The organism is Aquisalimonas sp. APHAB1-3, assembly GCF_048323695.1.
Classification (GTDB): domain Bacteria; phylum Pseudomonadota; class Gammaproteobacteria; order Nitrococcales; family Aquisalimonadaceae; genus Aquisalimonas.
The window spans coordinates 26,614-39,078 of sequence record NZ_JBLWFT010000003.1; the positions used below are offsets into that span (position 1 = coordinate 26,614).

Annotated in this window: 12 protein-coding genes; 9 read left to right on the top strand and 3 right to left on the bottom strand. The window is 64.6% G+C overall.

Annotated features, from left to right (window positions below):
* Nucleotides 1-12: 12 nt before the first annotated feature.
* On the bottom strand, nucleotides 13-966 hold the full coding sequence (locus ACNSTU_RS07050) for a universal stress protein (protein WP_290634371.1): 954 nt from the start codon (nucleotides 964-966) through the stop codon (nucleotides 13-15).
* Between the two features lie 221 nt (nucleotides 967-1,187).
* Between ACNSTU_RS07050 and ACNSTU_RS07055 the strand changes: the two genes are divergently transcribed.
* The 3 genes from ACNSTU_RS07055 to ACNSTU_RS07065 all read left to right on the top strand — a co-directional run bounded on the left by ACNSTU_RS07055 (nucleotide 1,188) and on the right by ACNSTU_RS07065 (nucleotide 3,579).
* Nucleotides 1,188-2,135 carry a cation diffusion facilitator family transporter gene (locus tag ACNSTU_RS07055; RefSeq protein WP_290634373.1) on the top strand — a complete coding sequence of 316 codons (948 nt, stop codon included), beginning with the start codon at nucleotides 1,188-1,190 and terminating at the stop codon, nucleotides 2,133-2,135.
* A 203-nt stretch (nucleotides 2,136-2,338) separates the two neighbouring features.
* Nucleotides 2,339-2,755, top strand: coding sequence for a DUF4398 domain-containing protein (locus tag ACNSTU_RS07060; RefSeq protein WP_290634375.1), 417 nt, complete (start codon nucleotides 2,339-2,341; stop codon nucleotides 2,753-2,755).
* On the top strand, nucleotides 2,752-3,579 hold the full coding sequence (locus tag ACNSTU_RS07065; protein WP_290634377.1) for an OmpA family protein: 828 nt from the start codon (nucleotides 2,752-2,754) through the stop codon (nucleotides 3,577-3,579). Before ACNSTU_RS07060 ends, ACNSTU_RS07065 begins: the two co-directional genes overlap by 4 nt.
* 56 nt (nucleotides 3,580-3,635) lie before the next feature.
* Here the strand turns inward: ACNSTU_RS07065 and ACNSTU_RS07070 are convergent, their stop codons facing one another.
* Nucleotides 3,636-4,355, bottom strand: a complete 720-nt coding sequence (locus tag ACNSTU_RS07070; protein ID WP_290634379.1) for a Crp/Fnr family transcriptional regulator — start codon at nucleotides 4,353-4,355, stop codon at nucleotides 3,636-3,638.
* A 73-nt stretch (nucleotides 4,356-4,428) separates the two neighbouring features.
* Complete coding sequence (locus tag ACNSTU_RS07075; protein ID WP_290634381.1) at nucleotides 4,429-4,743, bottom strand: BON domain-containing protein; 315 nt, start codon at nucleotides 4,741-4,743, stop codon at nucleotides 4,429-4,431.
* 199 nt (nucleotides 4,744-4,942) lie between these two features.
* On the opposite strand from ACNSTU_RS07075, the gene ACNSTU_RS07080 reads away from it, so the two are divergent.
* The 6 genes from ACNSTU_RS07080 to ACNSTU_RS07105 all read left to right on the top strand — a co-directional run bounded on the left by ACNSTU_RS07080 (nucleotide 4,943) and on the right by ACNSTU_RS07105 (nucleotide 12,464).
* Nucleotides 4,943-5,149: a hypothetical protein gene (locus ACNSTU_RS07080; RefSeq protein WP_290634383.1), complete on the top strand. Its 207-nt coding sequence runs from the start codon at nucleotides 4,943-4,945 to the stop codon at nucleotides 5,147-5,149.
* Nucleotides 5,150-5,390: 241 nt separating this feature from the next.
* The gene (locus ACNSTU_RS07085; protein WP_290634385.1) at nucleotides 5,391-7,469 is read left to right on the top strand and encodes a putative bifunctional diguanylate cyclase/phosphodiesterase; all 2,079 of its coding nucleotides are present in this window, start codon (nucleotides 5,391-5,393) and stop codon (nucleotides 7,467-7,469) included.
* Nucleotides 7,470-7,666: 197 nt separating this feature from the next.
* A complete protein-coding gene (locus tag ACNSTU_RS07090) occupies nucleotides 7,667-7,876 on the top strand; it encodes a CsbD family protein (RefSeq protein WP_290634387.1) in 210 nt (69 codons plus the stop codon).
* Nucleotides 7,877-8,042: 166 nt separating this feature from the next.
* The gene (locus tag ACNSTU_RS07095) at nucleotides 8,043-8,639 is read left to right on the top strand and encodes a PAS domain S-box protein (RefSeq protein WP_290634389.1); all 597 of its coding nucleotides are present in this window, start codon (nucleotides 8,043-8,045) and stop codon (nucleotides 8,637-8,639) included.
* Between the two features lie 3 nt (nucleotides 8,640-8,642).
* A complete protein-coding gene (locus ACNSTU_RS07100) occupies nucleotides 8,643-11,213 on the top strand; it encodes a chemotaxis protein CheB (RefSeq protein WP_418212199.1) in 2,571 nt (856 codons plus the stop codon).
* Nucleotides 11,214-11,498: 285 nt separating this feature from the next.
* A complete protein-coding gene (locus ACNSTU_RS07105) occupies nucleotides 11,499-12,464 on the top strand; it encodes a zinc-binding metallopeptidase family protein (RefSeq protein WP_290634394.1) in 966 nt (321 codons plus the stop codon).
* Nucleotide 12,465 lies beyond the last annotated feature (1 nt).

Below are 12,465 nucleotides of genomic sequence, written 5' to 3' on the forward strand. Positions count from 1 at the left end.
TCCCTTGAAGGCTCAGTGGACCACCGTCACCGGACAATGCGCCGCATGCAGCACGCGCTGGCTGATGCTCCCCAGCAGAAACTCCCGAATGCGACCGTGGCCATGGCGAGCCATGATCACCTCCGCGCCGGGGGTCGCCCGGGCGTAGCTGATGATCACCTGGGCCGGCTTCCCGGGGCGCCTGACCTCTTCAAGCGCAACGGCATCCACATCGAACTGCGCCCGCGCCCGGGCAAACGCCTTGTCGGCGCTAGTGCGGGCGACTTCCTTGAAGCGCTCATCAGAGAACGCATCCGCCTCCTGTAGCTCACCCGCACGTTCGCCGCTGCCAGCATAGATCTCCTGCGGTGACCCGGGAAAGACGTGCAAGAGATGGACTGAGGCACCGGTCGCTTTGGCGACGGTATTGGCGTGCCTGGCCGCGACCAGGGACTGCTCCGAGTCGTCCACCGGCACCACCAGCACGGAGCCACCGCCTGCGTCCGCCTGCTGTTCCGCGCCATACGTCACCACCGTCACCGGGTACTCCGTCCGGTGGATGACACCCTCCGTAACGCTGCCCACCAGCAACTCCCATATCTCCCCGACCCCGCGGCGGCCCATGACGATGACCGGGGCATCCACACCATGGGCGTAATGGGCCACCGCATCGGCGGGATCACCACTGAGAACACGATCGATGACCTCTACACCGCCTTGCAGGGCGACACGCGTCTGCTGAAAGGCGAGCCGGGCACTCTCCTCCCGCATACGATCAAACGCTTCGATGGAAACACGGTCGGCCACGGCCTGACCGCCCGTGTACCCCATCCGCTGCATGAGCATCCCTGGCGTATCCTCAAAGACGTGCAGCAACTCCATGCGCGCTCCGATGGCCAGCGCCAGCCGCTCACCATAACGCGCCGCGGCACTGGCATGCTCCGAGCCATCCACGGGCACCAGAATCGTTCCGATTGCGTTAGCCATGACCGAACCCTCCTCGACAACGGGCATACCCAAGTATTTGCCACAAGGAGGCATCTGGGAACGATCAATGGGGCACGAGAACATTGCCGCGCGGCTGCGGGCATACGCCCCACCCCGTAGGCTGGACCTTCAGATCCACCACGCCCCACTCGGTAGACCTGAAGGTCTACCCTACGTTCGAGCACCCCACGTGCTGTCGATCAGTGGGGTACCATGCGCCCATGATCAAGACGGAACGCGGTGCACTGGGATTATCTGCGGCGATGGCACTGGCGCTGGGCGTACTCGGGCTCGTGATCGCCTTTCTCTCCGGCTCCCAGGCCATCATGCTGGATGGCCTTTTCAACGTCAGCTACTTCGTGATCGCCCTGGCCACGGTGCGGGTGGCGCGCCTGGCAGAGATGCCGGACAGCGGCACGTTTCCGTTCGGCTACGGCTATTTCGAGTCGCTGATCAACGCCGGCAAGGGACTGCTGATACTTGGGATTTCAGCGCTGGCCCTGGGCGACTCGCTGATCGCCCTGGCCACCGGCGGGCGGGACGTGGCCGCAGGGCTTGCGATCACCTATGCGGCCATCGCCACGACGGTCTGCGGCGCCACGGCGCTGACGCTCCACCGCCTTGACCAGCAGCTGGACAGCCCGCTGGTCACCGCCGATGTCGGCAACTGGGGCGTCAATACCGCCGTCTCCGCGGCGGTGTTGTTCGCCTTCTGCCTGATCCCGCTGCTGCACTGGCTGGAGCTGTCAGGCTTCGCCCCTTTCATTGACCCGCTGCTGGTCACACTGATTGTCATTCTCTGTATCGGCGTGCCGGTGCGCATCGCCATGCGGGCCATCATGGAGCTCCTGAACCGCTCCCCGGCGGAGACCGTACGCCAGCCCGTCCAGGCGCAGGTGGAAGGGGCCGTGGCCGGCCTGCCGGTGGAAGAACTTCACCTCCGCATGGTGCACCCCGGCCGCACGCTTTACGTGCTGATCCACGTGGTCCTTCCCGCCGACCACCGACCGGAAGGCCTGGCGGCGCTGGATGCCGTACGCAATGATGTGGCCAGAGCCGTCCACTCGGTGGCGCCCAAGGCAGTCATCGACGTGGTATTCACCGGTGACGCGTCGTGGGCACAGCCCTGGCCGCCCGGTGGCTGGCCGAAAGGAAAAGCCGGCCTTTAGCCGATGGGCGATACCGGGGGACCGGGCTCGGTGCCTCGCCTCGGCCCATCCGCGTGGCGCTGACCTACTGGTATTGGAACCTGCCGTAATCAGGGTGCGCGAACGCACCGACACCCTGCAGCGACAGGCGTAGCTTTAGAGTTGCGGCCGACGCACCCCATGGGTCGGCACGACAGCCCCTGAGCCTTGAAAGGATGCCCCCCATGAAAACCCGATACGGAGCACGCCTGACGCGGGTTGCTCTACTGTCAACGACACTAGCGATCGCTGTGGCGCTGCTGAGCGCCTGCGCCTCGACACCGCTTTCTCCCCCAACGGCCTCCCTGACCGAGGCAAAGGAGGCAATCGACCGTGCCGAAGAGTCTGAGGCACGGCAGTACGCGGGCAGAGAACTGGAGGAAGCGAAACACAAGCTGGAGCAGGCGGAACGCGCGATAAGCGGGGCCGAGGGCCAGCAGGATATGGTTGAAGCGGCGCGTCTGGCCCGAGAGGCCCGGGTCGCCGCGGACCTGGCATCGGCAAGAACGGAAGCCGCGAAAGCCGAAGAGGTCAATCGACAAATGGCGCGCGGGGCCGAAGCCCTGACCGAGGAAATGCGTCGCACCGGAGAACAGCAATGAAACAACGAGAGTTCGGCCCAGCCCGGAGCGGCGTCGCCATCACGGCGCTGGCTCTCTCCTTCACCCTGCTCGCCGGATGCGCATCAACACCGGAAACCCCGGCCGGTGCCGCAGGCGCACGCAGTAACCTTCAGGAACTCGAGAACGACCCCAATCTCGCCGAATGGGCCGGGGGCGAACGCCGGGAGGCCGAAGAGGCTGTCCTTCTCGCCGAGGAGCCTCTGCCCTCGTCGGAAGACCGGCTCGCCGAGCACCGTGTGTACATGGCGAACCAGAAGGTGGAGATTGCACGAGCGAAAGCCGCCACCGCCTATGCGGAACACCAGCGCCAGCGTCTTGCAGAGGAACGCGATGATGAGAGGTTGGCCAGTCGCACCGAGGAGGTCGACCGGGCCCGTCGCGGCGAAGCCGAGCTGCAACGGCAGATCGACGCCCTCCAGGCGAAAGAAACCGAGCGTGGTATTGTCCTGACGCTGGGGGATGTGCTGTTCACCACCGGCAGCGCGAACCTACAGAGCGGCGGGTACGAGAACCTCAACCGGCTGGTGGAGTTCCTCAACGCGTATCCGGATCGGGACGCGCTGATCGAGGGGCATACCGATAGCGTCGGTAGTGCGGCGTCCAACATGCAGCTGTCCCAGCGGCGCGCAGACTCCGTGCGGGACTACCTCACCCGCCGCGGCATCGACGGGCAGAGGCTGTCCGCCCGCGGCATGGGCGAAGCCCAACCGGTGGCCACCAACGACACGGATGCCGGGCGCCAGCAGAACCGCCGCGTCGAGATCATCATCGAGAATGCGCCACAAACGTCAACGGCCGAATAGCCAGTGTCTGCCGGCGCGCTTGCGCCGGCAGACTCACGCCCCCATCCACTGCCCCACTATTCTGCGGTTCGTTCCGGCAGCAGACGATCGTACTCACGCTTGACCACCCCGTAGCATTCGCAGCTTCGTGCCTCCAGACCGGCGCGATCCAGAATGGTGATATGCCCCCGGTAGTATTCGATCAACCCTGCCCGCTGAAGATTCCCGGCGGCCTCGGTAACACCCTCACGACGCACGCCGAGCATGTTGGCCATGAGCTCCTGGGTCATGTACAGCTCCCTGCTCCGAAGCCGGTCGTAGCTCAGCAGCAGCCACCGGCAGAGCTGCTTGTCCAGGGAATGGTGGCGGTTGCATACGGCGGTCTGGGCCATCTGGGTCAGCAACGCCTGGGTATAGCGCAACAGTAACCGCTGCATGGGCCCGCCGCGATAGAATGCCTCCTTCAACAGCCGGCCGGGCAATCGGTAGGCGTAACCACCGGACTGCACCACGGCCCGGCTGGGAGTGGTTTCCCCGCCCATGAACAGCGATACGCCCACAATGCCCTCGAACCCGACCACCGAGATCTCCGCAGAACCACCGTCCTCCATCACGCACAGCAGCGAGACAATGGCGTCCACCGGGAAATAAACGTACTCCATTTCACGATAGGGCTCGCACAAGGACATGCCGAGCGGCAACGGCACACACTCCAGGCCTGGCCGGATCTGTTCATACTCGCCAGACGGCAACATTGCCAATAGATGGTTATCGCCGGGAGCGATCGATTTCTGCATAGGTTGAGCCTCCTCCCGGGGGAACGACTGGGGATTGGAGGCAGACCCGCTCGGCATCCAGTGCAACATGTTATCACCACCAGGCGAGCTGCATGCAGTTTCTAACTGACTCGACGCCCTTGACTTCGCCGGCAAGAACAACAGCTCTGCTCATGTCGGCGGGCGCATCCACGAACCCGCTCAATTGCACCACCCGCGAGAACACCTCAACGTCGATCTGCGCGGAGCTCAACACCGGATCCGCAGCGATCGCCTCCTCGACCTGGCTGGCCAGCACGATGTAGTTGGCCTGGCGCTCGCCGAGACTCCGGCGTCGGGAAACTCCCGGCCCCTCCCGTTCTGACGCTGATCTGCCGAACAGCATGGCGATTCGTTGAAAGGTTTTCATGACGGACCTCGTGCACACTCCGTGGATAGGCAGAACCGGCGCAGCACCTCTAAACGGATGCTCCGGCAGGGCACAGAGACCGTCTGTTCGCCAACGCACCAAGTCGCCACGACCGTGGTTGGCCAACGTACAGACCGGCCCTCGGCAACGGTGCATGCTTACTGGATAGCCCATGTTCAATGGGAATCAAGGAGGCATCATGATCATCCGTATCGATTCGGAGCCGGCCCCTTCCTGGAGCGGTAACCCGATTGCAGCGGGAGCCCCCGGCACGGCGGGAACTCTGGACAACGCGGTGCAGCCCGACCCGTCGCAGCAGACCGCGATCGACGACTGGGAAGACGAGGGTGGCAGCGGCCCGTCGCCTTCCAGCGCGGCCCGCAGCCGCCGTCATGTGATTCTATGACAACCTGTCGCTCCGGCGGTACATGCCGCCGGGGTACCACGCAGGTCCTCGCAGCGCTGTGCGGTGACGCACATACGGGTACGCCATGTCTGAACTAGGTTCGAATCTGTCAATACGCTCCGCGAGGCCGGCGATCATGACCAGGACGCGCTTGAGCGCAGACACGAACACCCAGACGTCGACTCATGGGCAACCCCCAGGGGCTGTAGCTGCGTCCAGCACCCCGATTTCGGTGCTTCTGGTGGCAACGGACTCGGCCTCTTATGCGTCGGTTCGGGACGGCTTGGCCGGACACGGGGGCGAAGGCTTCCGCGTCGAGTGGGTCACGACCCTCGCTGACGCGCTTAACCGGCTCAACCGGCGGGACGTCGACGTGGTTCTGCTCAGCGCGACAACGCCCGGCGGAGACGACAGGGAAGCCTTCGATCTGATCCGCCGCACCACCCCGGATGCCCTGCTCCTCCCCCTGAACGCCCTGGGGTTCCAGGACACCGGCCCATCACCGTCGTCGGAACAACCGGACGCGTCCTGGCTCGCCGACACCCTGCGCTACGTCGTCCAGCGCAAACGGGTCGAGGCCGGACTGCGCGCCTCCGAAGACGCCCTTTTCGAGAGGCTGAAGCACGCAGAGGTCACCCTGGCTTCCATCGGTGACGCCGTACTGGTAACAGACTTCAACAGTCTGGTGACTTACCTCAACCCCGTGGCCGAGGCCATGACGGGCTGGCCGGCGGAAGAGGCCGTCGGGCGGCCACTGGGCGAGATTTTCCACATCACGATCGGCGGAACCGGCGCGAAGGCAGTCGACCCGGCCCAACGGGCCATGCTGGAGGACTGCACTGTTGGCCTGGAGGCGGACTGTGTCCTGCGCCGGCGAGACGGCACCGAATCAGGCATCGAGGATTCGGCGGCGCCGCTCCATGACCGCCATGGGCGGGTTTCGGGGGCCGTGATCGTTTTCCGTGACGTCAGTCAGTCGCGCAAGGTAACCCGCAGGATGGCCTACCTGGCACGCCACGACGCGCTGACCGGGCTGCCCAATCGCGCACTTCTGAAGGAGCGACTCGGCCAGTCAATCCGCCTGGCAGACCGTCATGGCAAGCAGGCGGCACTACTCTATGTGGACCTGGATAACTTCAAGGATATCAATGACGCCCTCGGGCATGTGGTCGGCGACCAAGTGCTGAAGGCCGTGGCCGGCCACCTGACACGCTGCGTCCGCGCCAGCGACACGGTCTGCCGTCACGGGGGGGACGAGTTCGTGATCCTGCTGAGCGAAATTGCCACACCGGCCGATGCAGAGCAGGTAACGAACAAGTTGCTGAACACGTTCGCGTCGCCGATTGAAGTCAACGGGCACGCCCTGCAAGTCGGCCTTAGCATCGGTGTCAGCATCTATCCTGACCACGGCGACAGCGCGGACGCACTCACGGAGCATGCCGACCAGGCCATGTATCGCGCCAGAGCCATCAGCCGGAACGGCAACGACACGGCGCTGGGCCAACGGCAAGCATCCGGAAGGCCCCTGGCAGAGTCTGCAAGGGGCGATCTGCACCGTGCATTCGACAACCGTGAGTTCCTGCTCCACTACCAGCCCCAGATCGACGTGCCGTCCGGCCAGATCATCGGCGTCGAAGCCCTGGTGCGCTGGCTCCACCCCGTGCGGGGTCTGATGTATCCAGGGCAGTTCATGGGCCTGGCGGAGCAGGCCGGACTGAGTGTTCCCCTCGGCCGCTGGGTCATTCGTGAGGCCTGTCAGCAGATCACCACCTGGAAGGCGTCGAGCCTGTGGGCGCCACTGCTGGCCGTCAACATCTCCGCGCTGGAATTCTCGCACACGCGTTTCGCCACGGAACTCGAGGCGATTCTCCGCGAGACCGGGCTCGATGCAGGCGAGCTGGAGCTGGAGCTCACCGAAGGTGTGCTCATGCTGGATGCCGATGCATCAGTCACGCGACTGAACGAGCTGCGCGACCTGGGCGTCACCCTGGCGATCGACAACTTCGGCACCGGCCCGTCGAGCCTGAACCAGCTCCAGCGCTTCCCCGTGCACACCCTGAAGGTGGATGGCTCGTTCGTACACGATATCAACACGGCCCGAAACGACCCGGCGATCCTTCGCTCCCTGATCGGGATCGGCAAGAGCCTGAAACATCGTGTGGTCGCCGAAGGGGTAGAAACGGTGCAGCAGTACGGCTTCATCAAGGCACAGCATTGCGACGCCGCCCAGGGCTTCCAACTCGGCTATCCGCTGGGGGCCGAAGACTGCACCCTGCTGCTGGCGATCAGAGGGCATCTACTGCGGTGCCGGGAATCTTGACCCAGGATCAGACCCCTCGTTCTGTCACGGTATCAGTGGCCCAGCGCACCGACAGCAGGCGCTCGGCGGCGCACTGTTGACCCTGACGCCGCCGGATCTGATCCACGCCCTCGGGCATTCACCGGCGCCGATCAAGCACCCGGCCAATGGTTGCCGGGACCGGATGAAGAGTCAGCAGCACATCGAGGACGCATTCAATGAACTGGGATATCATCAAGGGCAACTGGAAGCAGTTCAAAGGCAAGGCCAAGTCACAGTGGGGCAAGCTCACCGATGACCAGCTGGATGTCGTCGCCGGCGACCGGGATCAACTGGCAGGCAAGATCCAGGAGTCCTACGGCGTGAGCAAGGATGAAGCCGAAAAGCAGATCAAGGAGTTCGAAAAGAACGCCAGCGACAAGGAATAGACGACACGGGTTCGCACAGGCGCTGGTGGCCCGGGCCAGCGTTCTGCTGCACGAGCGATGACACACGGTTTTCCCCTCTGCATCACGGGGACGCTATCATGACCGTCGTGGACCCTGTGTGAGCAGGCGACACATCCTCACTCCATCGCCTGTAACCGGAGGCATTGTGGCCAAGCTACCCGATGCTGCACCAACCACTGAACAACAGCTGCGTTTCGAAGCCAAGAGCCGGCTCAGAGACGGCAGCACGCCACTCTCCAGGGACTGGACAATCAGCCCCGACGCTCTGGCAATGCTGTACCGCCTGGCCAGCACCCCCGATAGCGCCGGGGACGCGCTGAAGCTCCTGCACGAGTTGCAGACGTATCAGGTGGAACTCGACCTCCAGCACGAGCAGGTCAGGAGCCATGAACGCGAGCTCTCCCGGGACCTGGACCACTACAGTGCGCTCTTCGAGTTCGCACCCGTGGCCTATTTCATTGTGGACCTGGACGGACGCATCATCGAAACCAACAGGCTTGGTGCGGAACTACTCGGTATCGATGCAGAAGAGTCCGGGGGCCAGTCACTTGACCGTTTTCTTGACGCGGACAGCCGTTCAGGTTTCATCGAATTCATGGGCGCGCTGCGCAATGGCGATCCGGCCGGAATCTGCCATGTGCACGCCGGGCCTCGCGGCGACGTTTCCTGCATGCTGCGCGTCACCGCCAACATTGCCCCGAAGGGTGACGCCGTGCTGCTGGTCATGTCCGAGGCCGCGTAATCGGTGTCCACAGGCACGCGCATTGTCGGCCTGGGGGCATCCGCAGGGGGGCTGGCCGCCCTTGAAGCGTTCCTGAGGCAGACACCCCCCAACACCGGCATGGCCTACGTCGTGGTGCAGCACCTGGATCCTACCCAGAGGGCCCTGCTTCCGGACCTATTGCAGCGGGCGACGTCCATGCCTGTGTACCAGGCGACGCAGGGCATGGCGATCGCGCCCGACCACGTCTATGTCATTCCACCCAACACCGAACTCCGCGTGGTCGGGGACACCCTCCACCTTGCAACGCCCTCCGAGCCACGCGGCCTGCGCCTGCCCGTGGACGTCCTTTTCTCGTCCCTGGCCAGTGCCCGTGGCGAGCGGGCCATCGGTGTGGTGCTCTCCGGCATGGGCGCCGACGGCACTCTTGGTTTACAGGCCATCAAAGCCGTCGGTGGGCTCACGGCGGTCCAGTCGCCGGAGTCCGCGCAGTTCGACGCCATGCCGAACAGTGCCATCGCCGCCGGTTGCGGTGATGTGCTCGCCCCGGCCGACGCCCTGCCCGCGAGAATTCTGGATTACGTGGCCCGGGTCCCGGAGCCGGACGCGGAAGCGGGCACCGGCTCACCCTCGCATTCCGCCCTCCCGCCGGAGCCCCTGGAACGCATCCTGGCGCTACTCCGGGGGCGCACGCGCCATGACTTTGCCTTGTACAAGACAAGCACGGTGCGAAGGCGCATCGAACGCCGGATGGCGATCCACGACATTGGCTCGCTGCCGCTGTATGCCCAATTCCTGGAGAGCAACCCACAGGAGATCGACTTCCTGTTCCGGGAACTGCTGATCGGGGTCACCGGATTTTTCCGCGACCCCGACGCGTGGGATCACCTGACCAGCGCAGTGCTCCCGGAGCTGCTGGCGCAGGAGCAGCACGGGCATCATCTGCGCGCCTGGGTCATCGGCTGCTCCACCGGCGAAGAAGCGTATTCCCTGGCAATGGCGTTCACGGAAGCCATCGAGCACAGCGCGCAGCCGCAGGCGTTTACTGTGCAGATCTTTGCGTCGGACCTGAGCCCGGACGCCGTCGCAACCGCCCGGCGCGGCGAGTATCCGCCATCAATCAGCACCAGTGTGTCGGCGGACAGACTGGCGCGGTTTTTCACACCCCTTGAGCACGGCTACCGGATCAACCAGCGCATCCGGGACATGGTGCTGTTCGCCGAGCACGACGTCGTGCTCGACCCGCCGTTCACCAAGCTCGACCTGATTGCCTGCCGCAACCTGTTGATCTACTTTGATCCCATGCTGCAGCGGCGGTTGCTGCCGTTGTTTCACTACAGCCTGCGAGCGGGCGGAGTCCTGCTGCTGGGGAGTTCCGAGACGGTCGGGCGTTTTACCCACCTTTTCAAACCCATTGACTCGAAACTCCGCCTTTACCGACGCAAGGACAACGCCAGAGCCGGCGGTCGTGACTTCCTGCTGAAGTCGTTTCCTCCGCTGTCCCGAAAATCCAGGGAGCCCCCAGTGTCCACCCCCGATGAGCCACGCCCCGCCGACGACAACCTGCAGACAGCAGCCGACCAGGCGTTACTGCAGGTCTACGCGCCCCCCGCCGTGGTGCTCAACAGCGACGCCGACATCGTCTATATCAGCGGGCGCACGGGCACGTATCTGGAGCCCGCGGCCGGCAAGGCGAACTGGAACATTTTCGCCATGGCACGCAACGGCCTGCGCCAACCGCTGTTCGATGCGGTGAAACAGGCTGCCACGCAGGATGAGCCGGTGCAGCTGCATGGGCTGCACGTGACAACGCCCGCAGGCACCCAACTCGTGGATGTCACGGTGCAGGCTTTCCAGAATCCGGGCGCGCTCCAAGGCATGACGCTGGTGGTTTTCCGTGACGTCGCAACCACTCCGGAACCCGACACCCGGCGCCGTAAGGCCAGAGGTCAGGTGGACGCGGCCCATGCGGCCGAACTGCAGCAATCCCGCGACGAGATCGTGAGGCTTCGTGAGGAGGCCCGGGCATCCCGGGAGGAGCTGCAGAGCGCCAATGAGGAGCTGCAATCCACGAATGAAGAGCTGCAGTCCACCAACGAGGAGCTCACCACCTCCAAGGAAGAAACCCAGTCCATGAACGAGGAGCTGCAGACGATTAACGGCGAGCTGCAGAGCAAGCTGGACGATCTGGCCCTGGCACAGAGCGACATGCAGAACCTGCTCAACAGCGTCGACATCGCCATTCTCTTCCTGGATCAGGACCTGAACGTGCGCCGCTATACCGAACGCGCCACCCAGATTGTCAGCCTCCGGGAGAGTGACGTGGGGCGGCCGCTGAGCGACCTGACCACCAGCCTGCAGTATGCCGAGCTGGAGACCGATGCGCAGCGGACGCTGCGCACCCTCGTAGCCACCGAGAAACAGATCGTCACCGACGACGAGCGCTGGTTTTCGGTGCGCATCATGCCCTACCGACGGCTGGATAACGTCATCGACGGCGTTGTGATCACGCTGGTGGACATTACCGATACCAAACGACTGGAGGCGGCGCTGCGACAGCAGTCGCCGAACACGCCTTCACCTGAAGAGGGTTAGCGCGCGGAGCTCATCGCAGGCCAATGAAGGACAGAATCGCCAGCACGATCACCACGGCTCCAACAATATAAATGATGTTGTGCATGACACACTGCCCCTCCCGGGACGCATTCGGTTTTTCAGAGCGCCCAGTGTGGGTCCATGCGCGACGATGCGTCTGTGCGCGGGCGTACTCAGCCGCCGACGGGCGTGCATCAGCAGGAGGTTGACCCGCGCCCGGCAGAAGAGAACAATCGAAAGCCACCCCGGCATTTCGTCGCCCCCCGCTCCCGGAGTCTTCACTGTATGCGCGTTTTCGCCAATCCCGTCGGTTCCGGGTCGCTGTGGTTCGACAACCTGGCCACGGCCGACGGCACACCGGTAGCCTACGACCCGCAGGCGCGGGCCTTCCTGCCCATGCCGCCCTTCTGCGTCAACCGCGACAGGATCGGCTGCAATTGGATCGCCCCCGAGCAGGGGGCGTTCTGCCGCTCCTGCGCCACGACCGCGCTGGCCCCGGACCCGACCGTGCCTGACGCCATTCCCAACTGGGCGCAGACGGAGGCGGCCAAGCGCTGGGTGCTCGACAATCTCGGGCGCTGGCACTGGTTCCGACCGGAGGACCCGGGGATGCGCCCGGTGTTTCACATGCTCGCAGAGGGGCCCACGCCCGTCCCCATGGGTCACGTGGAGGGCGTGGTGACCATCAGTGTGGCGGAAGCGGATCCGGTGCTGCGCACGATCCGCCGACAGGCACTGGAGGAGCCCTATCGCACCATGATCGGTCACATGCGCCACGAAATCGCGCATATGTTGTGGTGGCGGCTCAGCCTGCGCTCGGATTTTCTCGATGCTTTCCGCAGCGTGTTCGGCGACGAGCGCGCCGACTACCCGGCCGCGTTGCAACACCACTACCACCACGGGCCGCCGCCGGACTGGAAGCAGCGTTTTCTGACCACCTACGCCTCCGCCCACCCCCACGAGGACTGGGCCGAGACCGCCGCGCACCTGCTGCACCTGACCGACATCACCGACAGCTTCGTTGCCGCCGGCCTGACCGCGCCGCAGCTACCCGGCACGAACTGGGACCCTTACGCGGAACCGGATCCCGAGCGATTGATCCATGTGGCGGCATCCATCGCCGTTGGTGTGAACAACGTCAACCGCTCCATGGGCCTGGAGGACCTCTACCCGTTCGTTCTGTCGGACGCCGCGCGCCACAAGCTCGCATTCGTGCACGACTGGCTCCGCCGGGGTGCCCAGGGGCGTTAGC